The organism is Citromicrobium bathyomarinum, assembly GCA_001306305.2.
GTDB classification, from domain to species: Bacteria; Pseudomonadota; Alphaproteobacteria; order Sphingomonadales; family Sphingomonadaceae; genus Alteriqipengyuania; species Alteriqipengyuania bathyomarina.
This window is the reverse complement of the sequence record CP155577.1, coordinates 2,432,284-2,455,246: the sequence shown is the minus strand read 5'-3', so window position 1 is coordinate 2,455,246 and position 22,963 is coordinate 2,432,284. Positions and strand designations below refer to the sequence as shown.

24 protein-coding genes are annotated in these 22,963 nt (G+C 58.8%); 20 read left to right on the top strand and 4 right to left on the bottom strand.

What is annotated here, in order from left to right:
* The first annotated feature begins 2 nt into the window (after positions 1 to 2).
* From VO57_012310 to VO57_012295, 4 genes are all read left to right on the top strand, one after another.
* Positions 3 to 911 (top strand): hydroxymethylglutaryl-CoA lyase, encoded by a 909-nt coding sequence (locus VO57_012310; GenBank protein XBL68912.1) that lies wholly within the window; start codon positions 3 to 5, stop codon positions 909 to 911.
* A 14-nt stretch (positions 912 to 925) separates the two neighbouring features.
* A complete protein-coding gene (leuC, locus tag VO57_012305) occupies positions 926 to 2,314 on the top strand; it encodes a 3-isopropylmalate dehydratase large subunit (GenBank protein XBL68911.1) in 1,389 nt (462 codons plus the stop codon).
* Positions 2,311 to 2,931, top strand: a complete 621-nt coding sequence (gene leuD / locus VO57_012300; GenBank protein ID XBL68910.1) for a 3-isopropylmalate dehydratase small subunit — start codon at positions 2,311 to 2,313, stop codon at positions 2,929 to 2,931. Before leuC ends, leuD begins: the two co-directional genes overlap by 4 nt.
* A gap of 90 nt (positions 2,932 to 3,021) precedes the next feature.
* Complete coding sequence (locus VO57_012295; GenBank protein ID XBL68909.1) at positions 3,022 to 3,615, top strand: VOC family protein; 594 nt, start codon at positions 3,022 to 3,024, stop codon at positions 3,613 to 3,615.
* A 69-nt stretch (positions 3,616 to 3,684) separates the two neighbouring features.
* On the opposite strand, the gene VO57_012290 is transcribed toward VO57_012295, so the two are convergent.
* Positions 3,685 to 4,629 carry a LuxR C-terminal-related transcriptional regulator gene (locus VO57_012290; GenBank protein ID XBL68908.1) on the bottom strand — a complete coding sequence of 315 codons (945 nt, stop codon included), beginning with the start codon at positions 4,627 to 4,629 and terminating at the stop codon, positions 3,685 to 3,687.
* 151 nt (positions 4,630 to 4,780) lie between these two features.
* On the opposite strand from VO57_012290, the gene VO57_012285 reads away from it, so the two are divergent.
* Both VO57_012285 and VO57_012280 read left to right on the top strand, forming a co-directional pair.
* Complete coding sequence (locus tag VO57_012285; GenBank protein XBL68907.1) at positions 4,781 to 5,953, top strand: alpha/beta fold hydrolase; 1,173 nt, start codon at positions 4,781 to 4,783, stop codon at positions 5,951 to 5,953.
* A 59-nt stretch (positions 5,954 to 6,012) separates the two neighbouring features.
* A complete protein-coding gene (locus VO57_012280) occupies positions 6,013 to 6,786 on the top strand; it encodes an SDR family oxidoreductase (protein XBL68906.1) in 774 nt (257 codons plus the stop codon).
* Between the two features lie 121 nt (positions 6,787 to 6,907).
* Here the strand turns inward: VO57_012280 and VO57_012275 are convergent, their stop codons facing one another.
* On the bottom strand, positions 6,908 to 7,741 hold the full coding sequence (locus VO57_012275; GenBank protein ID XBL68905.1) for an IS5 family transposase: 834 nt from the start codon (positions 7,739 to 7,741) through the stop codon (positions 6,908 to 6,910).
* 126 nt (positions 7,742 to 7,867) lie between these two features.
* Between VO57_012275 and VO57_012270 the strand changes: the two genes are divergently transcribed.
* The 14 genes from VO57_012270 (at position 7,868) to VO57_012205 (ending at position 21,444) form a co-directional block, all read left to right on the top strand.
* Positions 7,868 to 9,166, top strand: coding sequence for a cytochrome P450 (locus VO57_012270; protein ID XBL68904.1), 1,299 nt, complete (start codon positions 7,868 to 7,870; stop codon positions 9,164 to 9,166).
* A 44-nt stretch (positions 9,167 to 9,210) separates the two neighbouring features.
* Entirely contained in the window at positions 9,211 to 9,495 is a 285-nt protein-coding gene (locus VO57_012265; protein ID XBL68903.1) for a Rieske 2Fe-2S domain-containing protein, read from the top strand.
* A 43-nt stretch (positions 9,496 to 9,538) separates the two neighbouring features.
* On the top strand, positions 9,539 to 11,248 hold the full coding sequence (locus VO57_012260) for a flavodoxin domain-containing protein (protein XBL68902.1): 1,710 nt from the start codon (positions 9,539 to 9,541) through the stop codon (positions 11,246 to 11,248).
* 81 nt (positions 11,249 to 11,329) lie between these two features.
* Positions 11,330 to 12,178, top strand: a complete 849-nt coding sequence (locus tag VO57_012255; GenBank protein ID XBL68901.1) for a TauD/TfdA family dioxygenase — start codon at positions 11,330 to 11,332, stop codon at positions 12,176 to 12,178.
* Positions 12,179 to 12,212: 34 nt separating this feature from the next.
* Positions 12,213 to 12,980, top strand: coding sequence for a glucose 1-dehydrogenase (locus tag VO57_012250; GenBank protein XBL68900.1), 768 nt, complete (start codon positions 12,213 to 12,215; stop codon positions 12,978 to 12,980).
* A gap of 38 nt (positions 12,981 to 13,018) precedes the next feature.
* Positions 13,019 to 13,882 carry an enoyl-CoA hydratase/isomerase family protein gene (locus tag VO57_012245; protein XBL68899.1) on the top strand — a complete coding sequence of 288 codons (864 nt, stop codon included), beginning with the start codon at positions 13,019 to 13,021 and terminating at the stop codon, positions 13,880 to 13,882.
* Between the two features lie 66 nt (positions 13,883 to 13,948).
* Positions 13,949 to 14,839 carry an enoyl-CoA hydratase gene (locus VO57_012240; GenBank protein ID XBL68898.1) on the top strand — a complete coding sequence of 297 codons (891 nt, stop codon included), beginning with the start codon at positions 13,949 to 13,951 and terminating at the stop codon, positions 14,837 to 14,839.
* A gap of 16 nt (positions 14,840 to 14,855) precedes the next feature.
* Positions 14,856 to 16,358 (top strand): AMP-binding protein, encoded by a 1,503-nt coding sequence (locus VO57_012235; GenBank protein ID XBL68897.1) that lies wholly within the window; start codon positions 14,856 to 14,858, stop codon positions 16,356 to 16,358.
* Between the two features lie 40 nt (positions 16,359 to 16,398).
* Entirely contained in the window at positions 16,399 to 18,042 is a 1,644-nt protein-coding gene (locus VO57_012230; protein ID XBL68896.1) for a GMC family oxidoreductase N-terminal domain-containing protein, read from the top strand.
* A gap of 213 nt (positions 18,043 to 18,255) precedes the next feature.
* Positions 18,256 to 19,089 carry an IS5 family transposase gene (locus VO57_012225; GenBank protein XBL68895.1) on the top strand — a complete coding sequence of 278 codons (834 nt, stop codon included), beginning with the start codon at positions 18,256 to 18,258 and terminating at the stop codon, positions 19,087 to 19,089.
* A 52-nt stretch (positions 19,090 to 19,141) separates the two neighbouring features.
* Positions 19,142 to 19,828 carry an enoyl-CoA hydratase-related protein gene (locus tag VO57_012220; GenBank protein XBL68894.1) on the top strand — a complete coding sequence of 229 codons (687 nt, stop codon included), beginning with the start codon at positions 19,142 to 19,144 and terminating at the stop codon, positions 19,826 to 19,828.
* On the top strand, positions 19,829 to 20,620 hold the full coding sequence (locus VO57_012215; protein ID XBL68893.1) for a glucose 1-dehydrogenase: 792 nt from the start codon (positions 19,829 to 19,831) through the stop codon (positions 20,618 to 20,620).
* A 30-nt stretch (positions 20,621 to 20,650) separates the two neighbouring features.
* Entirely contained in the window at positions 20,651 to 20,980 is a 330-nt protein-coding gene (locus VO57_012210; protein ID XBL68892.1) for an SDR family NAD(P)-dependent oxidoreductase, read from the top strand.
* Positions 20,866 to 21,444 carry an SDR family oxidoreductase gene (locus VO57_012205; protein XBL71335.1) on the top strand — a complete coding sequence of 193 codons (579 nt, stop codon included), beginning with the start codon at positions 20,866 to 20,868 and terminating at the stop codon, positions 21,442 to 21,444. The genes VO57_012210 and VO57_012205 overlap by 115 nt, the downstream gene beginning before the upstream one ends.
* A 131-nt stretch (positions 21,445 to 21,575) precedes the next feature.
* Here VO57_012205 and VO57_012200 read toward each other — a convergent pair whose 3' ends face one another.
* Both VO57_012200 and VO57_012195 read right to left on the bottom strand, forming a co-directional pair.
* Positions 21,576 to 22,214: a 3-oxoacid CoA-transferase subunit B gene (locus VO57_012200; GenBank protein XBL71334.1), complete on the bottom strand. Its 639-nt coding sequence runs from the start codon at positions 22,212 to 22,214 to the stop codon at positions 21,576 to 21,578.
* Positions 22,215 to 22,216: 2 nt separating this feature from the next.
* Complete coding sequence (locus VO57_012195; GenBank protein ID XBL68891.1) at positions 22,217 to 22,906, bottom strand: CoA transferase subunit A; 690 nt, start codon at positions 22,904 to 22,906, stop codon at positions 22,217 to 22,219.
* Positions 22,907 to 22,963: the final 57 nt, after the last annotated feature.

Sequence of the window (22,963 nt, the reverse complement as noted above, 5' to 3'; positions counted from 1 at the left end):
CAATGCGTAAAATCCAGATTGTCGAGGTCGGACCTCGTGACGGTTTCCAACCGATCAAGGACTTTATTCCGACCGAGCAAAAGTTCGAATTCATCGATCGCCTCTATGCAGCAGGCATCAGGCGGATGGAGGCGGGCGCCTTTGTCAGTACCAGCGCGGTTCCGCAGATGGCCGACGCGCCCGAAATTCTCGCGCACTGCGCCAGATACGCAGATCTTGATGTCCAGATGCTGGTTCCTACCAACCGTCAAGCCGAGCGGGCGCTCCAGGCCGGTGCCGGGCATATTGCCTTCGTGATGTCCGCATCGCCGGCGCACAACCAGAGCAATGTGCGTCGTACTCCAGAAGAATCGGTCGAGGAGTTTGCGCTGCTGGTCAGCGAATTGCCGTCCGAAGTGAAGGTCAGGATCAATTTGGCTACATCCTTCGACTGTCCCTTTGACGGGCCGGTAGCACAGGACGCGGTTCTGCAAATCCTCGCGCGATTGTCGGAGATTACACCTGCAGCCGAAATCGCCCTTTGCGACACGACCGGGCGGGTCACCCCAGACAGGGTCTCTGCATTGTTTGCCCGCGCGGTCTCCGAAATCCCGCAAGTCGGCGGATGGGCTTTCCATGGTCACGATACATATGGACTGGGGGTGGCGAATGCACTCGCGGCTATGGGGGAAGGTGTGACGGTGATCGATTCAGCGTTCGCCGGCCTCGGCGGCTGTCCATTCGCTCCGGGAGCAACCGGAAATGTTGCAACCGAGGATCTCGTCTGGACGCTAGATGCGATGGGGGTCGAAACCGGGATTGATCTTGATCGCCTCTTGACTGCATCATTGCAGGCCGAGCGCATACCGGGCGCGGCAACCGGTGGGCGAGTGCGCAATGCCCTGCGCGCAAAATTGACGGAGGCGGTGTGATGCCGCCCCGGACGATGTACGAAAAAATCTGGGATGCTCATGCCATTCTGGAGATGGACGACGGGACGTGGCTTCTTCACATCGACCGGCACCTCGTGAACGAAGTTACTAGCCCCCAGGCATTCGAGGGCTTGCGCATGCAAGACCGGACCGTCGCACATCCTGAGCTGACGATCGCAGTGGCTGACCACAATGTGCCCACCGATAACCGTGACGGACCGATTGAAGACCCGGCCAGCCGGCTCCAGGTCGAAACGCTGGAGCGCAATGTCGAGCAGTTTAAAGTCCCCTACATTCCCTTACGCAGCGCGCGGCAGGGCATCGTGCATGTCGTCGGACCGGAGCTTGGCCTGACCCAACCCGGCATGACTATCGTTTGTGGAGACAGCCATACATCGACCCATGGAGCATTTGGCGCTTTGGCATTCGGGATCGGAACCAGTGAAGTTGAGCACGTACTTGCTACGCAAACCCTGCGTCAGAGGCCGTCAAAAACGATGCTTGTTCGGATCGACAACGCCCTATGCGCGGGCGCCTCGGCAAAGGATCTTGCTCTTCATGTGATCGGTACACTCGGGACCGCAGGCGGCACCGGATACGTCGTCGAATATGCCGGAGCTGCTGTCGAAGCGCTCGATATGGCCGGGCGAATGACGTTATGTAATCTCACCATCGAAGCAGGTGCTCGCGCAGGCATGATTGCGCCGGACCGAAAGACTTTTGATTGGTTGCATGGCCGCCCGAATGTTGCGCAAGGTGAAGAATTCGACGCAGCAGTCGAAAGATGGGGTGCGCTGCGATCTGACGCTTCGGCGAAATTCGACAAGACCGTCATCATCGACGCCCGCGATGTGGCGCCCATGGTCACATGGGGAACAAGCCCTGATGCGGTCGTACCTATCAATGGTGTGGTTCCCGATCCTGAAGACTTTCCAGAACAGCAGAAGCCGCAACTACACGCGATGCTCGATTACATGGGTCTCGCGCCGGGACAGGCAATCGAGGGCCTCCCGATAGACGTTGTTTTCATTGGCAGCTGTACGAATGGGCGGCTGGAGGACTTGGCCGCAGCAGCGGAAATCGTGCGTGGAAAAAAGGTCGCCAGCGGCGTGCGCGCCCTGATCGTACCGGGTTCCGGCCAGGTCCGCCTGCAGGCAGAAGATCTGGGACTCGATCTCGTTTTCCTGGAGGCGGGGTTTGAGTGGCGGGAAGCTGGCTGCTCGATGTGTCTTGGCATGAATCCGGATCGACTGGCGCCTGGCGAACGGTGTGCCTCCACCTCGAACCGCAATTTCGAAGGCCGCCAGGGCACCGGCGGACGTACCCATCTTGTCTCGCCCGCGGTCGCGGCCGCAAGTGCGCTGTCGGGCAAGATCGCTGATCCCAGAAAGCTTGAGCGATGACCCGTTTCGAACGCCTTGAAGCGACTGCGGCTCCCATACCTATCGACAATATCGACACCGACAAGATACTTCCCGGAGAGTTTCTGAAGACCGTCGAGCGCAAGGGTCTCGGCCGTGCCCTGTTTGCGAGAATGCGATATCGTGCCGACGGTTCACTCAATCCCGACTTCGTTCTCAACCGTGTGCCATGGGGCAATGCGGGCATTCTCGTGGCAGGGGCAAACTTCGGGTGCGGCTCGAGCAGGGAGCATGCGCCATGGGCCCTGCTGGATTTCGGAATTCGTTGCATCATAGCCGAAAGCTTTGCCGAAATCTTTTACAACAACTGCTTCAAGAATGGCATTTTGCCGATCGTTCTTGCCGTTCCTGAAATATCTGCGCTTCGAGAAACAGTGGCAGATGCTGGGCGGGCGCGGGTACGGGTCGATCTGATTGGTCAGACGGTGACCTACGGCGGCGGTATCGAGCTGCCCTTCGATATCGCCGAAGGACGGAAGCGCGCTTTGATCGAAGGGCGTGACGAGATCGCCGAAACGTTGAGCCTTCGGTCCACCTTGTTGGCCTGGCAGCAGGCCAACTGCCGCGAATTGCCGCCAATATTACTAGGCGTTGAGTAGCCTCTGCGCAGCTGTCCCAATCGCTGGGGACATAGTTTCTGGCGCCGATAGTCTAATTCCTCAATCTATCCAATGCGGGGAGTGTTTGAAATGACCGTCCACGAAACCCAGTCGACAAAGCTAACTCCGCTCATGCTCAACCACGCAGCGTGGGTGACGCATGATGTCGAGGCCACCGCTGACTTCTACATGAACGTCATGGGGATGGACCTCGCGAGTACCGTGGTCGGCAATTCGGTGCCTTCGACCGGCGACGAATTTCCCTACTTTCATATCTTCTTTCGCATGAAGGACGGGTCGACAATTGCGTTCTTCGAAGCTCCGGGACTGCCAGAGCGACCCGCCGTCTCGCACCCGGCATACGAGATATTCGATCATATCGCGCTTCAGGCTGAGAGTCGGGAGGAAGTCGACGAGTGGTTCGATTGGCTGACGTCAAAGGGCCTGGAGGTTGTAGGACCAACCGATCACGATGGCCTCATCTACAGTGTGTATTTCAAGGATCCGAACGGGATCAGGCTGGAAATCACTTATCCTACCGATCCCGACTGGAACAATCATTCGGAGAAGGGCATCGCGCATCTCAAAGCGTGGAAAGACGGCAAGCAGCGCGCGATCGAGATGGGTTCAGACATCGTCCAATCGATGACGAACGTCATCAACGACATCAAGCGAGCGCGTTGATCGAAAAGGCTATCTAGCTTCGCCGAAGGCCAGTCTGTCGTCGCGAGCCAAGCTGAATTGCTGCCGGTTCTAGGCCGCCGCGCTTACCTGCGAGCCTATCGTCTTGCGAGACGTGATACCGGTGCTCGCGCGGGGCAGCCTCCTGTCTCGGTCCCTGTCAGAATTGGACAGCGTAAGATCACACTCGCGCGTCGATCGGTTTTGCCACTTACTCCAAAGCTCGAGGTACCAGAGAAGAAGCTCGCGCTGTGTTGCGATCTCCAATCGCTGATACGAACGCTTGCGATAGGTCATGACTGTCTCGTCACTGATCTCAAGCTCCAGGCCGATCCCCGTCGTGGTCATGCCGAATATGATACGAGCCGATACCTGCGCCTCCCGCCGAGGCAGTTCGCTTGCGCATTCCTCGATGCAAGCTTCAATTTCCTCAAGCGAGGTGAGCGCCACCGAGACATCGGGTCCATCCCAGGACAGGTTGATGTGCTTCGCGACGACCGCGAAAATCGAATTGGAAATTGACCGGATCGATTCCACATCCTCTGAGGTGAAGGGACCTTTCTTTGATGTTCGGAGGACACTTAATCCCAAAATGTTGTCACCATTCCGTGCGCAGATCAGAAGTCGGTCCTGAACATGAGGCTCACCATAGACCAGATCTCGTAAGGTCGGGTTTGATAGGTGCTCTACATCGGTCCGAACAACCGCGGCATCCTCGATACGCAGTTGTTGTCGCGCCTCGTCGAGAGAAGGATCTTTGCGCCACAGGCCCTCCTTCAGGTAGATTTCCACTTGGCGGTGCGCCGTGTCCGAGCCGTCGATACTCACTGCCGTAATTTCTACGAGATCGTCTTTAGTGAGATTAAAGACTGATGCGTGTTCCGCTCCGCAAGTTGCGTTAAGAAGGCGAAGCAGGTGGGCGCCGAAAGACTTTTGACCGATCGACATGATCAGTTTCGGAAACTCCGACTCCAATTGCATGAGCTTCGTCTCGGACAATTGGGTCCAAAAAGGCATGTTTTCTCTCCAATTCAGCCGTCATTTCCGGTTCCGTCCCGCGCGCAGGGGACATCGGCAGACGCGGCTGTTCGGTAAAGCATAGACTTGAAGAGGTTAACGGGCAAGTTTCGCGCGGACCCTGCCTCAAAGTGTGAGGGGATAAAACGAAATGCCGCAGCGCTTCGAACTGGAATTCGAATGGCTTCATCTCGCCTATGACGAGAGCCAGGCCTTCACCGAAACATATGGCTTTGCTGGAAACCAAGGCGCGGTGAACGTCGAAGGAATTTTGATTCGACCGCGCGACCAGCCGAGCGACACGCTGCAGGTCTACATGCATCCCGCTTCGACCCTGCAATTGCTTCCGGTTCCGCGCGAAGCTGCGCATCGCGGCGCGCACGTCCTTTGTGCAGGCAGCCGTTATGCAAGGAACGATACCGCCTGCATTCTCGAAAAGGTTTTGCTCGATCTGGGCGCGTATATCCGGCACGCCAAGGAAGTGCTTGGCTACAAGCATGTGGTGCTCGTCGGATGGAGCGGCGGTGGTTCCCTTTCGCTGTTCTATCAGTCTCAGGCCGAAAATCCTTCCATAACGGGGACGCCTGCCGGGGATCCCATAGACCTCGCAGGGGCGCGGCTGATTCCGGCTGATGCAGTAGTTTTCCAGGCGGCACACAGTTCCCGCGCGCAACTCCTGCTCGATGTCATAGATCCTTCCGTCATCGATGAAGACGATCCTGATACGCGTGACCAGTCGCTGGACATCTACGGAGACCAGGTAAATCCGCCATTCGACACCGCTTTCCTGGAGCGCTACCGGGGCGCGCAACTGGCGCGCGTGCGCAAGATCACGGCTAATGTGAAGGACACGCTCGAACGACTCCGCAATGCTGGAGGAAAAGAGAAGGAGCGTGGTTTCGTCACGCACCGCACCCTTGCAGACCCCCGGTTCCTCGATCCTGCGCTCGACCCCAATGATCGCCCGATCGGATGGTGCTATCTGGGCGATCCCGAAACGGTGAATTCCGGCCCCGTTGGGCTCGCGCGCTTCTCGACCCTACGCAGCTGGCTCTCGCAATGGTCTATCGACGACACCAATGCCGATGGGATCAAATGCGCGGAGCAGATATCCGCTCCGTTGCTGCTGATCGAAAACTCGGCTGACGATGCAGTGCCAAGCTATCATTGCCAGTCAGTCTTCAAGGCCGCAGGCACCGTGGACAAGCAGTACCATCGGATAGATGGGGCCACTCACTACTACGTCGGCCAGCCAGATCATTTGAGCAGAGCCATAGACCTTACCGAGGGCTGGTTGGCCGACCGACGACTTCTGGGGCGGTGAATTGCGCTGTGAGTGCACCAGGTCCGAGCACGACGAATTTGGGAAAGGAACCGACAAAGATGCGCTTCGACGGAAAAACTGTAATGATCACGGGCGCCGGCAGCGGGATCGGCCAAGAGGCGGCCGCCGCATTCATTGCCGAAGGTGCGACTGTGGCGGGCATAGACTTGTCCGAAGGCGGGTTGACCTCAACCGGCAATATGCTGGGAGATGGCGAGCGTAGGTTTCATCCCATCGTCGCGGATGTTGGCGATGAGAACTCGGTTCGTTCAGCCGTCAAGGAAGCTCATTCCATCAACGGCCGCCTCGACATAGCCTTCAACAATGCTGGGATCACCCAGTCTTCCAGCCTGGCCGCCGACATCCCCGTGGACGAATTCGAGCGGGTGTTACGGATCAACGTGATGGGCGTGTGGCTTTGCATGCGTGAACAGATCCAGTTGATGCTGCAGCAGGATTCCGGCGGCGCGATCGTCAATACCGCATCGTTTCTAAGCGTTCATTCGATGGCGCAGCAAACCGCATACGTGGCCAGCAAGGCGGCTGTTCTGGGAATGTCCAAAAACGCTGCCATCGAATATGCCGAGCAGAATATTCGCATCAACTGTGTTGCTCCAGGTGGGACACCCACGGGCATGATGAAGCAGAGCCTCTCCGGTCTCGATGCCGATGCGGAGGTTGCAGCGCGTCAAGCAATTGCAAACATGCATCCAATGAAGCGGCTCGCGTCAACACGAGATATCGCGAACGCCGTCATGTTCCTGTCGTCGCCGGAAGCAGCCTTCGTGACTGGCATCTTCCTGCCGGTCGACGGGGGATGGTCAGCGCTCTGACGAGCTTTGAGGCGGTCCCCACTATCGGTGACATACGAAGGTCGGACCAGCCTCTATGTTTAGTCCAATACAAGGTGAGGCATCGCCCTGGCGACTGGTCCTTAGAGCCTGACTCAGAAGTTTATGCGATCTGGCAGTGGCTTGCGATGAGGCGGGTGAGGCGGCGGATGTGGGCGATGGTAGTCCATGCGGTGGAACTTTCGATAGTTCTTTCCCAGTCCTTTGCGAGCCGTCGACATCTGCCGAGCCAGGCGAAGGTGCGCTCGACCACCCAGCGGCGCGGGAGCAGAACAAAGCCCCTGGCGGTGTCGCAGCGGCGCACGATCTCGAGCGTCCATTGCCCATGCCCTTGAAGCGCGCCGATGAGCTTGTCGCCTGCGTAGCCCCCATCGGCGAAGAGGTGGCGCAGCCACGGGAAGCGGTAGCGGATTGCCTTGATGAGATCGACCGCCCCGTCGCGATCCTGAATGCTGGCAGCGTGGATGGTGACGAACAACATCAGTCCGAGCGTATCGGTGATGATGTGACGCTTGCGTCCCATGATCTTCTTGCCCGCATCGTAGCCCCGTGGGCCGCCACTCTCGGTGGTCTTGACGCTCTGGCTATCGATCACCCCGGCGCTGGGGCTGGCCTCGCGCCCTTCGATCTGGCGCGCAGCCATCACCAGCAGGTGATTGATCGTCTGCCATAGGCCGCTGTCGCGCCAGGCATAGAAATAGCGTTGAACCGTCGAGAGCGGAGGGAAATCCTTGGGCAGCATCCGCCATTGGCAACCGCTTGTTGCCAGATAGAGGATCGCGTTCATCACCTCGCGCAGGTCGGCGCAGCGCGGCCTGCCGCCAGGTTTCGCGGGCGGCAACAGAGGCTCGATCAAGGCCCACTCGGCATCGCGCAAATCGCTTGGATAACGTAGACCCGGGCGGCTATGCTGCTGCCGGGAGGTATCGGTCCACATCGCTTATTCCTCGGTCGTTTCTGGCGAAACCCCGGAATCAGCGATGCACCAGCGCGTCAAGCGCAACCAGCTGATATCTCCCAACTACTTTTGAAGACAGGCTCTTACAGGCAGAGGAGAACTTAAATGGCATCCGATTCATCGGCGCAAGCCGGACAATGCCCTTTTTCGCGCGTCGAAATTGAAAAGCTCGATGTTCTGCAGAAGGTGTTGCGGTCCAAGGCCGTCGAAGAAGATGCAAACGTCTCCGCAGACAATTACCTCCACCCGGACGAATTGGGGGCCATCAACGTCAAGGCGTTTCAGGAGGGTAACCTTGCCATGAGCAAGGGCGATGCACACCGCAAGCGTCGCCGGCTCCTAAACCAACTGGTGCGGCCAGAGCAGCTCGTACATTACCGCGAGGAAATCATCCTCCCGGCAGTCCAGCGCTGGATGGGGCGCAAGGCAGAAGAAAATGCCGATGGCACCTTCAGCATCGATTTGGCGGGCGTAGTCGAGCTCATCTTCCTCGAATTTGCGGCCAAGATCATCGGTATCCAGGGCGTCGAGTCCGAGGAAGGCATGGCGCGCTTGCGCGGCTGTGCGCTGCCCATCTTCGGTGGCCTGAGCGCGGCCCATTTCGAAAATCGCGAAGAAGTGACCAATGCGGGGCTCGAAGCACGGAAGGTATTCGTAGAGGAATTCTACAAGCCGTCACTCGAGTTTGCGAAGAGCCAGCTGGCACAGGTCAAAGCCGGAAATCTGTCTGAAGACGAGGTGCCGCTCAATCTGCTGCACATGATCGCAACCGAAGCAGTCGAGGATTATGCCGACGAAGAAACCGGGGTCAAGGAAGCCATCCTGTTTTTCGTCGCAACCACGGGTACGAGTGCGCAGGCCGTCATGTCGACGGTCGACTATCTCATCGGCTGGTTCGAGGAACATCCCGAGGATCGCCAGCGCATCGAAGACATGGAATTCGTCTCGAATGCGCTCCAGGAAACGCTGCGCTTGCGCGCACCTTTCATTCCCTATCTTACGCGACTTGCCGTCGACGATGTCGATGCCGAGGAAGTCGCCATCAAGGCGGGCGACGAAATCCATGCCTACATTGCGCGAGCCGGCCGGGACTCTGACGTGTTCGGGGGTGACTCAAACCAGTTCAACCCGGACCGGACAATTCCCGAAGGCATCAATCGCTATGGGCTCGCATTCGCCACAGGCCCGCACCAATGCCTGGGTTTGCGTACCGTGCTCGGCAATGACGGTAAGAGCGGTAGCCATTTGCGCATGGTTCAGGGCCTGTTCCGTGCGGGTATCCGGCGCGATCCCGATCAGCAGGTCCAGACGCTGCCTCTCAAGCATTCGGATGATCCACGTGACCAGATCCCGACATTCGTTTCTTTCCCGGTGATCCTGGACAATTGGAGTAAAGTGGCATGAGCAGGGTTGAAGTACTCAAGGCAAGCGAGCTGCCGGTTGGCGAAATGACCAAGATCGAGGCGGCAGGCCGGACGATCTGCGTTGCCCACCTGGAAGAGCACGGGTTCCGCGCGATCGACGATCGCTGCACGCACGAGGATGAATCACTCAGCGAAGGCTATCTTTGCGACGAGAGCGTGGAATGCCCCATGCACAGTTCCCGCTTCAGCTTTCTCACTGGCGAAGTCACCGGCGTGCCGGCTTGGATTCCGGTCCGGACCTATCCGGTCGAGGTCGAAGGTGACAGCGTTTTCCTTATCATCGAAGAATCGGAAGAAGCGTCGGCATGAATTCCGGGCCCGCCTTTCCCGCGTTTGAATCGATGGGGTCGCGATGCTGACGGCCGATCAATCAATCGTGGCTGACGGGCGGGATGTGTCTGCTGATGCAGGCGCACAAACCCTTGTCGAGGAAGCTGTGATGGCGACTGCGACCGAGCGACCGAAACTGGTAACCATCCTCTACGCGACTGAGACCGGAGCGAGCGAGGACGTGGCAGGTGCGCTCTCGCGCGAAGCCGAGGCCGCCGACCTTAGAGTCACCTGTCAGGATGTCGCCGATTTCGATCCAGAGGATCTCGACACACTCGATGTGCTGCTGTTCGTGACAAGCACTACGGGAGAAGGTGAAGTACCCTATACAGCAGAGGAATTCTTCGAAGCGGTCGAAAGCGAAGATTGCCCCGATCTGTCGGGCATTCGCTATTCGGTTCTCGCCCTCGGGGATTCCACCTACGAACAGTTCTGCGAGGCTGGCAAGCGGCTCGACCGCGCGCTGGCTACGGCAGGTGCTGTACGTATCCAGGACCGCGTCGACTGTGATGTCGATTACGAGGATACAGCCGCGCAATGGCGTGGTTCTGTCCTGGCCAAACTCATCGGCGAGGAAGCTGCAAAGCCTGTCGCAGAAGCGGAAATCGCAGGATCGGTCGAGCGATCGCCGCGGTACGAACCGCTTACCGCGTGCGTAACGGAAAACCGGATACTGACAGCGCCGGGATCCACCAAGGCCACCCGGCATATCGCGCTTGAGTTCGTGGACGAACCTCCTGCCTATGCACCGGGCGACGCGCTTGGATTGATCGCGCATAATGATGATGGCGTTGTCGATGCTCTTTTGAAGGCCTTGTCCTTCGATCCGGCAATACAGGTGCCTTCGAACGGGCGAATGATTTCGGTCGCCAGTGCGCTGGCTGAATCCTATGAAATCTGTGCGTTGACGCCGCGCTTCATCGAAGGGTGGTCAAAGCTTGCATCATCACCTGAGCTCGAAGCGCTGCAATCGGATGATCAGGCGCGGATTGCCTTCATGCATGCCAATCATGTGATCGACGTCATCCGCCAGTACCCCCTAACAGGGGTGAGCGCAGAAGAGTTCATTTCGCTCCTCCGGCCGCTACAGCCGAGGCTTTATTCGATCGCGTCAAGCCAGCGGGTTACCGCCCGAGAGGTCCACCTGACGGTTGCGCCGGTCGAGTACGAACTGCAAGGTGAAGCGCGGCGCGGCGTCGCGACAGGGCAGCTTGTCCTGCGCGCACCCGTCGGCTCGCAGGTTCAAGTATACATTCAACCCAACGAGCATTTTCGGCTGCCTGCACCAACGACACCGATTATCATGATCGGCCCCGGCACCGGGATCGCACCCTTCAGGGGTTTCCTCCAGGAACGATCCTGCGAGACGCTTCGCGGCAAGGCCTGGCTGCTGTTTGGTGAGCGGAACCGGGAATTCGACTTTCTCTATCGTGAGGAACTCGAAGGATATCTTTCGGATGGCATTCTGACGCGTCTGGACACGGCATTTTCGCGCGATGGAAGCGAGAAGGTCTACGTGCAGCATCGTATCGCGGAGCACTCCGACGACATCGTAGCCTGGATCGATGCGGGTGCCCACATTTACATCTGCGGCGACGCCGGAATGGCGAACGATGTCCACGATGCCATTGTCCAGGCACTTGCACGAAGCAAGCAGCTGGACGCTGGCGGTGCCGAGAACATCCTCAATACCATGCGCCGTGCAAAGCGATATCAACGCGATGTTTATTGAAGCCTTCAAGTCTTTGGCCAGACCGCTCGTGGCGCAGAGCTGTCCGACCCGTCGAGAACAAAACGCGCAAGGAGTAGAACGATGCCAACAACTTCATCGGTAAAGGTCGACCCAATCACGCCGTTTGGTGTCGAAGTCGACCTTGATCTCAACGATCCGTCAAACGACGAGAAGGTCGCTGACTTGTTCAAGGAACACGGGTTCCTTGTTTTTCGCGAGCAGGAGCTTAGCCAGGACGAACAAAAGCGCGTGATGGCCCGCCTCGGCCCGTTGCTCGAGGATTTCACGACCGTCGGCTACGTTTCGAACACCCGGAAAGATGGGCTGCTGGGCGATTCCGAAGTCTCTTTCCATTCCGACTTCATCTACACTCCGGTCCCGCTGCTTGGCATCTCGCTGCATGGTATCGAAGTGCCGTATGAAGAGACCTGGACCCGGTTCGCCAGCGGCAAGCTGGCACTGGAATCGCTGTCGCCGCAAACGCGCGACCGGCTGCGCGATCTCAAGGGGCTTAACCTTTTTTCTGCGAGCGAGGAAGGTCTGACCGGACGTCAGCGGATTGAGGGCTATCCCGAAGACGCGCCACGCGCCGAACATGACATCATCCATGTCGATCCGATCACGGGTTGGGAAGTGCTCTATGCCACACAGCAGAACACTGCCCTGATCGTCGGTCTCAGCGAGGCGGAGAGCGAGGAACTCATCGGGGAACTGCATGAGCATCTCTACAATGATGACAATATTTATGAGCATCGTTGGCGCAATGGCGACCTCGTGATCTGGTCGAACCAGGCATTCCATCACGCGCGTGGCGGCCTAGTTCCAGGCAAGACCCGGACCTTGCAGCGTGTTTGCATTACCAATGGCCAGTCGAGTGATTACCGGCCACCGATCCCCGATGACCGTCTCCCGGAACACATGCGCAAGTAATCCCGAAAAGAAGTCACGGGACGGGAGAGAGTAATTGAAAAATATCGATTTTACCGGTCGTGTCGCCCTCGTCACGGGGGGCGGCAGCGGCATCGGACGGGCTACGGCACTTGGTTTTGCCGAGTGTGGTGCTCGCGTGGCAATTCTTGACCATGATGCGATCATGGCGGAGGAGGCGGCTCAACTCATCGTGGACGGCGGAGGCGAGGCTCTGGTCCTGAAAACCGACGTGAGCGACGAAGCGTCGGTGGCGAATGCCATTGCAACCGTTGTCGAGAAATATGGGCGACTCGATGCCGCGCATAACAATGCCGGTATTTCTCCCGACACAGGCAGCACGGTCGATTGCACACGTGAACTCTGGGATCGGATATTTGCGGTCAATACGACTGGCGTCTGGCTGTGTATGAAGCATGAGATCCAGGCGATGCTGAACTCGGGCGGGGGCGCGATCGTCAACACCGGCTCGGTCTCTTCGCTACGGGCCGCACCCTATATTTCAGCCTATGTCGCCAGCAAACATGCGCTGGTCGGCCTCACAAAGGTGACTGCGCTCGAATATGCCGAGCAAGGCATCCGGGTGAACCTCGTCTGTCCGGGCGTCGTCCGGACTCCGATGCTGGAAAAGAAGGCCGACGAGGGTTTTTTCAGTATCGACGAATATGTGCAGGGCTCGGTCCCCATGAAGCGGGCGGGGGCATCGAACGAGATTGCCTCGGCCGTCGTCTGGGCCTGCTCCGAGCAAGCATCCTACCTCACCGGCGCCACCCTGTCGGTGGACGGGGGAATGGTCATCGCCTGATTGGCACCCAGCTTTTTTGAACACGAACGGAGATTACAATGGCAACGCGCCCGGAATATTTCGATAAATACGAGACCCTGAAGTTCGACAGAACTGATGACGGGGTACTGACTGTGCGCTGGCACAGCAATGATGGTCCCGTACTGTACGGCGCGCAGCATCACCAGGAATGGGCGCCTGCCTTCACGGATATCGGCAATGACCGCGGCAATCGCGTTGTCGTCTTCACAGGCACTGGCGATGTCTTCATCGACCGTCATGGTGAATGGGGCGCCCCGATCACGACACCGCGCGATTTCGACGTTCCGTCTTGGGGCGAGAAGATGATGTTCCGCCGGATGTTCGAGATCGAGGCGCCGATCATCTGTGCCTGCAATGGACCGGCGCTGATCCACGGTGAGCTGATGGTCCTAGGAGATATCAATCTCGCTTCGACAACAGCCCGTTTTGCTGACGAAGGACATTTTACTGCAGGTGAAGTCCCCGGCGATGGCGTTCATATTCTTTGGCAGGAGCTAATCGGCATCAACCGCGCGAAATACTTCCTTATGACGGGGCAGCACATCGATGCTCAGGAAGCTCTTCAGCTTGGCGTAGTCAACGAAGTGCTCGAACCCGACCAGTTGATGCCGCGCGCCATGGAGCTCGCGCATCAGATGGCAACCTATGATGACCTGACGCTGCGATATACGCGCCAGTGCTTTGTCGATCGCTGGAAACAGTTGTTCAATGACCAGGTTGGGGTCGGATACGGCATGGCCTTGCAGGCGCTCGCTCACCTCGATCGCGGCTGGATGGTCTGGGACAAAAGCAACGAAGAAAGCGATCACTACAAGACTCTGCGCCGCCTTTATCCGAAGGATCGCGCCGAAGCAGGTGAAGGCCGCGAAGCCAATTCGTGAGCCGACCAAGGGGCCGGCGCATCTCCTCTCCCTTGCGCCGGCCTCTCATTTTTTGCGAGGATGCCAATGTCGAACACTGCCAGCAGATCTTTTGAAACAATCCTTCTCGAGCATCCGGCGGACGCTGTAGCGAGGATTGTCCTCAATCGGCCCGAGGCGCGCAACGCGCAAAGTTCGACTATGTTGTACGAGTTGAACGATGCGTTCAATCTGTGCACGCGCGATGACGCAATTAAGGTAATTATTCTTGCGGCGCGTGGGCCTCATTTTTCGGCCGGTCACGACCTGGACATGGATGCCTTCATGGCCGGCATGGAGCAATGGGATCCGGTTGGTACCTGGTGCGGTTTCGGCTGCGGCGGTGCGGAAGGCAGAATGGGCATCGAGAAAGAGATGTTTCTCGGCCTGTCCGAACGTTGGCGCAACATTCCGAAGGTGACAATCGCACAGGTTCAAGGGAAAGCCATTTCCGGTGGCCTCATGCTCATCTGGCCGTGCGACCTCATCGTCGCGTCAGACGATGCGATGTTCGCAGACAACACTGCTGCGATAGGAATTGCGGGAGCTGAATTCTTTCAGCATCCTTGGGAGCTTGGCATTCGTAAAGCGAAGGAGATGCTCTTTACGAGCGACTACATAGATGCCAGTGAGGCGCACCGACTGGGCATGGTCAACCACGTCGTGCCCCTTGAGGAGTTGGAGGCATCCACACTCGATCTGGCACGGAAGATTTCGCTTAAGCCTTCCTTTGCGCTCAAGCTTCTGAAGGAAGCGGTAAATGCGGCGCAGGATGCGCAAGGTCGCGTGTCTGCGATGAACACCAGCTTCGCGCTTCACCAACTCAGCCACTCGCACAACGAACAGGTTTTCGGTCTGCCGATCGACCCGACCGGACTGCCGCCGGCGGTTCGCGAAAAGTTCAAACGCAACGATGACCGCAAGCAGGACGCATCGTGAACGTCTTGATTATTGATTGGAGGGCCTGCGCGTGGCGTTGATTATGCTCGCAGAAATTCCCGCTCGCGGCGCTGCAAAGCATGGCCGCGACGCATGGGCAATTCGGCATGGGGACGATGTCATTACCTGGGGTGAGCTAGCGGCTCGCTCGCTTCGCCGCGCTCACGCTCTGCGAGAACGCGGATTAGGGGTTGGCGATCTGGTGACGCTTGCCTTGCCCAATGGCTCGCATATCTACGAGTGGTTGTTCGCACTCTGGCGCATTGGCGCGACACCGCACGTCGTTTCCTATCGGCTACCCGAAGCCGAATTGCGAGCGATCATCGAAGTTGCCAAGCCCGCCATGGTCGTAGCAAGCGATCCTCATCTGCAGAGTTCGCTCGGGGCATTCGCCGCCGACTTGGGTAGCGATTGCGATGATCTTTCGCCCTTGGAGCCAGTGCTCGCCGACAATTGGAAGGCGATGTCGTCCGGAGGGTCGACGGGGCGCCCGAAGATTATCGTGTCGCCTGGTCCGAATGCTTTCGATGACGAGAAGAAGCCGCCCCTGCGATTTCCGTCCGAGGGACCAATCCTCGCCACAGGGCCAATCTATCACAACATGCCGATGACAACGAACCTTCAGGCCTTGTTCGAAGGTCATCCGGTTATCGGCATGGAGCGTTTCGATCCCGAAGAGGCGCTTCGTCTCATCGACGAGCACTCGATAGCCTGGACCAGCTTCGTTCCTACCATGATGATGCGCATTTCGCGCCTCCCGGAAGCGGTCAGGTCGAAGTACGATGTGTCCTCGCTTAAGACCGTCTGGCACTGGGCCGCGCCGATGCCGCCCGAGCTCAAGCAGGAGTGGATCGACTGGTTGGGCCCGGAAACGATCTGGGAGCTCTATGGCGGCACCGAAGGGATCGTGACGGCAATCCTCAACGGAACGGAATGGCTCGAGCATCGCGGGTCCGTAGGCCGAGCTGTCGGCAGCGAAATAAAGATCGTCGACGACGAGGGTACCGAAGTGCCGCAGGGCGAGATCGGCGAGATTTTCGCGCTGCCTGCAAGCGGAGCTGGGTCCACTTACAGTTATATCGGGGCGGAGCGGAGGACTATTGCCGGAGGCTTTGAAACGATTGGTGACTTCGGATGGATGGACGATGAGGGCTATCTCTACATTGCCGATCGCCGCACCGATATGATCGTGTCAGGCGGGGCCAATGTCTTTCCCGCGGAAGTCGAAGGGGCGCTCATGGCGCACCCGGCTGTAGCTGAAGCTGTCGTGATCGGCCTGCCCGATTCCGACTTGGGCGCACGGGTACATGCGATCGTGCAGGTGGTCGAGGATCTCGAAGCACACGGGCTCGACGAACCCGATAGTGAAACGCTGGTTGCTTTCCTGAGAGAGAGGATTGTGACCTACAAAATCCCTCGAAGTTTCGAATTCACCCGTCAGCGACTGCGCGACGACGCGGGCAAGGTACGCCGACAGCAATTGCGCGAAGATCGACTGACACAGGTCGCAGTCTCCTGATGGCTTCCGAAGCGAGACAAAAGACCAAGGAGCATTCGACATGAGCCAGGACGCCGTTTTTCAGGCTGACTTCGTGATTGTAGGCGGAGGAAGTGCGGGGGCAGTTCTTGCCAACCGCCTGAGCGAGGATGGTCGGACGCGAGTTCTGCTTCTCGAAGCGGGCGGGAACACCAGCTCCCTGATCGTGCAGATCCCCGCAGGAGTCGTCCAGTTGATCGGCAACAAGCGATATGACTGGACCTATGCGCAGTCTCCCGATCCGACCATCGAGGGGCGCAAGTTCGCCTGGTCCGGAGGCAAGGGCCTGGGTGGAGGCAGCGCCATCAACGGAATGGTTTATGTCCGTGGCACCCGTCGCGATTATGACCGTTGGGAGGAGCTAGGGGCGAAGGGCTGGGGATTTGCGGACGTCTTTCCCTACTTCCTCAGATCGGAAGGCTGGGCTGGGGAGCCCAACCAGGCGCATGGATCGAACGGCCCTCAATCGACCTCACCGATGCGCGATGGATACCATCCACTTACCCATACCTTCCTTGAGGCCTGCAACCAGGCCGGCATGTCGACACTCGACGAATATCAGGACGGTAATCTTGACGGGGTGTTTCTCACGCACGGCTCTCAACGGGACGGGTGGCGGTGCAGCACGGAAAAGGCCTACCTCCGCCCAGCAAAAGGGCGCGCCAATCTGACCGTCCTGACGGGTGCAGAGGCTCGCAAGGTCCTGTTCGACGGGCGCCGGGCCGTGGGCATTTCGTTCGTGAAGGACGGCCAGACTATGAAGGCCAAGGCTTCCCGCGAAGTGATCCTTTCTGCAGGAGCAATGGGCACTCCCGGATTGCTGATGCGCTCGGGCATCGGTCCTGCCGATCATCTGTCGGATCTGGGGATTGACGTAATCGCCGATCGAGACGGTGTCGGCGCGAACCTGCAGGAGCATCCAGGTGTCGGGCAAAACAAGTTCATCAACCGACATTCGCTTAACAGCCGTATGCGGCCCTGGCACGTGGCCGGATATGCCTTGCGCTACCTGCTGAACCGTACAGGGCCCCTGTCTACGCCGGCCGTACCGGCGATGGGGTTAATTAGAACCGATCCCGATCTGGACGAACCCGATGTGCAGGTGCATTTCATGCCACTCGGATACGATGCGGACCCGAACGCCGAGGCATGGGATTCCAGCGGGTTGCCGAAGGAAAAGATCGTGACGCTCTATGCGTCGGTATGTCATCCCAAAAGTCGGGGGCGAGTGCTTCTCGGGGAAAATGGCGAGCCGAGAGTGGAACATCAGTTTTTCGGCGACCCCGAAGACATGAAAACCCTTGTCGCGGGCTGCCGCTTTGTCGACCGGCTTTATCAAACGAAAGCCATGCAGGAGATCGTCGTCGCGGATCGAAATCCCAATCCGGTCCCGTCGAGTGACGACGAATGGGCCAGCTTCATCCGCAAGCATGTCGCACCTGGCTATCACGCAGTTGGTTCATGCCGCATGGGCGACGATGATAGCGCAGTGGTCGGTCCTGACCTGATGGTCAAAGGCTTCACGGGCATTCGCATCGCCGATGCTTCGATCATGCCGGCCATCACCAGCACAAACACCAATGCGACGGCCATCATGATCGGGGAAAAGGCAGCCGACATCATCAAGGGTGCCGATGCGTCGATTGCGAACAGTCGCGCAGCATAGGAAGGCGAGCCATTCATGAGTGACACTGCATCCCCGCCCATCGTGACGACAATCGAAGACGGGGTGGGAAAGATCACGCTCGCCGCGCCCGACAAAGGCAATCCCCTTAGAGCCTGTCTTCAAAAGTAGTTGGGAGATATCAGCTGGTTGCGCTTGACGCGCTGGTGCATCGCTGATTCCGGGGTTTCGCCAGAAACGACCGAGGAATAAGCGATGTGGACCGATACCTCCCGGCAGCAGCATAGCCGCCCGGGTCTACGTTATCCAAGCGATTTGCGCGATGCCGAGTGGGCCTTGATCGAGCCTCTGTTGCCGCCCGCGAAACCTGGCGGCAGGCCGCGCTGCGCCGACCTGCGCGAGGTGATGAACGCGATCCTCTATCTGGCAACAAGCGGTTGCCAATGGCGGATGCTGCCCAAGGATTTCCCTCCGCTCTCGACGGTTCAACGCTATTTCTATGCCTGGCGCGACAGCGGCCTATGGCAGACGATCAATCACCTGCTGGTGATGGCTGCGCGCCAGATCGAAGGGCGCGAGGCCAGCCCCAGCGCCGGGGTGATCGATAGCCAGAGCGTCAAGACCACCGAGAGTGGCGGCCCACGGGGCTACGATGCGGGCAAGAAGATCATGGGACGCAAGCGTCACATCATCACCGATACGCTCGGACTGATGTTGTTCGTCACCATCCACGCTGCCAGCATTCAGGATCGCGACGGGGCGGTCGATCTCATCAAGGCAATCCGCTACCGCTTCCCGTGGCTGCGCCACCTCTTCGCCGATGGGGGCTACGCAGGCGACAAGCTCATCGGCGCGCTTCAAGGGCATGGGCAATGGACGCTCGAGATCGTGCGCCGCTGCGACACCGCCAGGGGCTTTGTTCTGCTCCCGCGCCGCTGGGTGGTCGAGCGCACCTTCGCCTGGCTCGGCAGATGTCGACGGCTCGCAAAGGACTGGGAAAGAACTATCGAAAGTTCCACCGCATGGACTACCATCGCCCACATCCGCCGCCTCACCCGCCTCATCGCAAGCCACTGCCAGATCGCATAAACTTCTGAGTCAGGCTCTTAGCATCGAACTGGCCAACGGGCTTCTGCATGCCGTGCAGTCATTCGCGGAAGACGCTTCGGTTCGCTGCGTTCTCCTGACGGGCTCCGGCCGTTTCTTCTGCGTGGGCGGCGATATTTCGGCCATGTTGGAGGCCGCAGAAAAGGTGGGCGAGGTCATCGAAACCCTCACCACGTCTTTGCATGCCGCAGTCCAGACCCTGCTTGAAATGGAAAAACCTCTCGTCACTGCCGTGAACGGGCCGGTGGCCGGGGGCGGGCTGGGACTGGCGCTGTGCGGCGACATCGTGCTCTGCGGGCCGAAAGCGCATTTCTCGATGGCCTATACAGGGATCGGCTTCTCGCCCGATGGCGGATCGACCTGGCTTCTGCCGAGGCTGGTGGGTCTTCGGCTCGCGCAGGAAATGGCGCTTACCAACCGCAGGCTTTCCTCCGAAGAGGCAGTAGCATTAGGTCTCGTCACGCGGGTTGTCGACGGCGAGGATCTTGATCTTCAGGCCGAAGCCGTGAAAGTCGCCGCCGCACTGGCGCGCGGCCCGATTAGCGCAAATGCGGCGACCCGCAGACTGCTCCTCGACAGCTATCGCGCTGACCCGGCGAGCCAGATGCGGCGTGAAGCGGCAAGCGTGAAAGCGCAGGCGACCGGGCCGGAGGGGCGGGAAGGGCTCGCAGCTTTCGTGGAGAAGCGACCCGCAGACTTCTCGCTCCGCCAAGGCGCATGAGTGGCTGACCTTTCTGCCCCTTGCGATTTGAGCGGGCAAACTGCTCTGGTCACTGGCGCGGCCGGTGGCGTGGGGGCCGAGATCGCGTTGTGCCTTGAGCGTGCAGGGGCCCGCGTGTTCGCCACCGATCTGGACAGCGCCCGCCTCGCCGAGGTGAGACCTGACCGTTGTGCTGCATGGGATATCCGCGCTCTCGATGTGTCAAACATCGAGAATGTCGGCAGCGTCGTCGGTTCCGTTTGCGAGGAAGCAGGCAAGATCGATATCCTCGTAAACTGCGCTGGCATCTATCGCATGCAGTTTCTGCCCGAGATTACCGAACCCGAATGGGACAGGCTGTTCGCCGTCAATGTGAAAGGCGCTGCGTTCATGACGCAAGCGGTGGCGCAATCCATGACGGCAGCAGGCAGGGGGGGAGCAATTGTCAATGTCGCCTCTGCGGCCGGTCGTCGTGCGACGGCAGGGTCTATTGCCTATTCCGCCAGCAAGGCTGCGGTCATTAGTCTGACCCAGGGATGTGCAAGCGAACTGGCGGCAAGCCGCATCCGGGTGAATGCGATTGCCCCCGGCGCGGTCGAAACAGAGATGTGGGACCAGGTCCAACGCGATTACGCGGGCAGGCTTCCTGTCGACGGACCGACGGTAAAGGAGATGCAACTCTCCATGACCCCGATGGGCCGTATCTGCACCGCGGAAGATTGCGCGCGTGCCGTGCTGTTTCTTGCCAGCGACGAGAGCGCATTCGTGACAGGTCAGACCCTCAACGTTGATGGCGGGCTCTGGATGAACTGATGCAGGCAATAGAGTCTGGCAGGTGGAACGATGAAACAGCTTCAAGGACGTAGAGCTCTGGTGACCGGCGCGGCCGATGGAATCGGTCGAGGCATCGCAGAGTGCTTCATTGATCAGGGCGCAGAGGTGCTTGCCGTGGACCTTGACGCAGAAAAGCTGGCTGAGGGTTTCGATGGACGGGCTGGTGTCACACCGCTCCAAGTCGACGTGTCCGCGGACGATGCGCCAAAAGTTCTGGTCGAGGCCTGTGTCATGAGCTTGGAGGTCTCGATATTCTGGTCAACAACGCCGGCATTCCCGGCGAACTTGCGCTGCTTGAAGATTGTTCGGACGAGAATTGGCGAAGGGTGTTCGCTGTGAACGTCGATGCTGTCTTCAGGATTTCGCGCGCCTGCGCACCTTTGTTGCGCCAGGCAGGTCTGCGCGGTCGTATCATCACGATTGCATCGGTCTGCGCCGAATACGGTCTTCGGCTACAGGGTCCCTATGTCGTCTCAAAGCATGCGGTGGCCGGACTGATGAAGGGGTTCGCCATCGAGCTCGGCGATAGCGGCGTGACGGTCAACTGTATCAATCCGGCAAATACCCTCACCGGCATCACCCGAGACTGGTTCGCCCCAGAGGATTCCCCCGAGGGGCGGGCGTATCTGTCGGCTGCAAGCGTGCTTGAAAGATATTCCTATCCAGCCGATCTTGCCGCAGCTGCTCTCTTCCTTGCCGGCGATGGAGGAGCGTATGTGACTGGCCAGGCGGTTACGGTCGATGGCGGAATGACGAGTCGCCTGCCTTCTCTCGATCATTCCAGCCGGATAGGGCAAGACTGATCCGACCCATTTGTCAGCTCAGAAAGATTGACGGGATGTCACTTGGTGATCGCCATATCGTCGGGCCTCAATGACCGGTGCAATGACAAATCAGTATCCGTGCCTTTGCGCCGGTTACGCCTTCAAGCAATCTAGGCGATGAAGCTGGCTTCGGTCTTCGATCGCAAGGTCTCCAGATCAACTCCAGGTGCAAGCTCGAGCAGATGGAACATCTCCGAGCCGCGGCCCCTACGTTCAAACACGGCCAGGTCGGTGATGAGCATATCCACCACGTCAGCGCCCGTGAGCGGTAGTTCGCAAGTCTTGCGAAACTTCGCAGTGCCGTCTTTCGCCAGATGATCCATCAGGACGATGATCCGGTCGACACCGGCGACCAAATCCATCGCTCCGCCCATGCCTTTGACCATCTTGCCAGGAATGCTCCAGTTTGCGAGGTCGCCATTCTCGGCCACTTCGAGGGCGCCAAGAATCGACAGATCGACGTGACCACCACGAATAAGGGCGAAGCTCTCAGCCGAATTCATGAAGGACGCGCCGGGCAAGGCGGTAACGGTCTGCTTTCCGGCATTGATGAGGTCGGCATCGACCTCTTCTTCAGTAGGAAAGGGGCCGACACCGAGCATGCCGTTTTCCGACTGGAATGTCACTTCGATCGCCGGATCGATGAAATTTGGTACCAGCGTGGGAACGCCGATGCCAAGGTTGACGTAGTCACCATCACTCAGCTCACGCGCCGCACGTTCGGCCATTTGTTCTCTTGTCCAGCCCATGCTCATGCTCCCGCCCTGACCGTGCGCTGCTCGATCGGTTTTTCGAACGATTGTCCGGTAAGGATCCGATCGACATAGATACCGGGCGTGTGAACCTGATCCGGGTCGATCTTGCCAACCTCGACCAGCTCCTCCACCTCGACCACTGTGACTTTTGCCGCAGTCGCGGCAATCGGATTGAAATTGCGCGCTGTCTTGCGGAACAGGAGGTTGCCCTTGCTGTCGGCCTTCCACGCCTTCACCAGCGCCAGGTCCGCGAACAGGCCGGTCTCCATCAGGTATCGCTCACCATTGAAGACACGTTCTTCCTTGCCTTGTGCCACTGATGTTCCAACGCCGGTCTTGGTATAAAAGGCGGGGATGCCGGCGCCTCCGGCGCGAATGCGTTCGGCAAGAGTGCCCTGCGGATTGAATTCCAGCTCAAGTTCCCCTGCAAGATATTGCCGCGCAAACTCCTTGTTTTCGCCGACATAAGAGCTGATCATTTTACGTATCTGGCGCGTCTGAAGGAGCAGACCTAGTCCGAATTCATCGACACCGGCATTGTTCGAAATGACCGTCAAATCGCGCACATTGCTGTCGCGAAGCGCTTCGATGAGGTTTTCGGGGATCCCGCAAAGGCCAAACCCTCCCGCTACGATGGTCATCCCATCGAACAGCAAGCCGTCCAGCGCGTTTGCGGAGTTCGTCAAGATCTGAGGCAAATTCGGTCCCCTGTAATTCGTCGTACGAAGGACCCTAGTCTGGTT

Excerpts from the sequence above, each read along its gene's own strand:
- VO57_012230 (XBL68896.1), top strand. The coding sequence starts at position 16,399 with ATGAGCCAGGACGCCGTTTTTCAGGCTGACTTCGTGATTGTAGGCGGA.
- leuC (XBL68911.1), top strand. The coding sequence starts at position 926 with ATGTACGAAAAAATCTGGGATGCTCATGCCATTCTGGAGATGGACGAC.
- VO57_012260 (XBL68902.1), top strand. The coding sequence starts at position 9,539 with ATGCTGACGGCCGATCAATCAATCGTGGCTGACGGGCGGGATGTGTCT.
- VO57_012280 (XBL68906.1), top strand. The coding sequence starts at position 6,013 with ATGCGCTTCGACGGAAAAACTGTAATGATCACGGGCGCCGGCAGCGGG.
- VO57_012270 (XBL68904.1), top strand. The coding sequence starts at position 7,868 with ATGGCATCCGATTCATCGGCGCAAGCCGGACAATGCCCTTTTTCGCGC.
- VO57_012225 (XBL68895.1), top strand. The coding sequence starts at position 18,256 with ATGTGGACCGATACCTCCCGGCAGCAGCATAGCCGCCCGGGTCTACGT.
- VO57_012285 (XBL68907.1), top strand. The coding sequence starts at position 4,781 with ATGCCGCAGCGCTTCGAACTGGAATTCGAATGGCTTCATCTCGCCTAT.
- VO57_012245 (XBL68899.1), top strand. The coding sequence starts at position 13,019 with ATGGCAACGCGCCCGGAATATTTCGATAAATACGAGACCCTGAAGTTC.
- VO57_012265 (XBL68903.1), top strand. The coding sequence starts at position 9,211 with ATGACCAAGATCGAGGCGGCAGGCCGGACGATCTGCGTTGCCCACCTG.
- VO57_012295 (XBL68909.1), top strand. The coding sequence starts at position 3,022 with ATGACCGTCCACGAAACCCAGTCGACAAAGCTAACTCCGCTCATGCTC.
- VO57_012210 (XBL68892.1), top strand. The coding sequence starts at position 20,651 with ATGAAACAGCTTCAAGGACGTAGAGCTCTGGTGACCGGCGCGGCCGAT.
- VO57_012275 (XBL68905.1), bottom strand. The coding sequence starts at position 7,741 with ATGTGGACCGATACCTCCCGGCAGCAGCATAGCCGCCCGGGTCTACGT.
- VO57_012200 (XBL71334.1), bottom strand. The coding sequence starts at position 22,214 with ATGGGCTGGACAAGAGAACAAATGGCCGAACGTGCGGCGCGTGAGCTG.
- VO57_012255 (XBL68901.1), top strand. The coding sequence starts at position 11,330 with ATGCCAACAACTTCATCGGTAAAGGTCGACCCAATCACGCCGTTTGGT.
- VO57_012240 (XBL68898.1), top strand. The coding sequence starts at position 13,949 with ATGTCGAACACTGCCAGCAGATCTTTTGAAACAATCCTTCTCGAGCAT.
- VO57_012290 (XBL68908.1), bottom strand. The coding sequence starts at position 4,629 with ATGCCTTTTTGGACCCAATTGTCCGAGACGAAGCTCATGCAATTGGAG.
- VO57_012310 (XBL68912.1), top strand. The coding sequence starts at position 3 with ATGCGTAAAATCCAGATTGTCGAGGTCGGACCTCGTGACGGTTTCCAA.
- leuD (XBL68910.1), top strand. The coding sequence starts at position 2,311 with ATGACCCGTTTCGAACGCCTTGAAGCGACTGCGGCTCCCATACCTATC.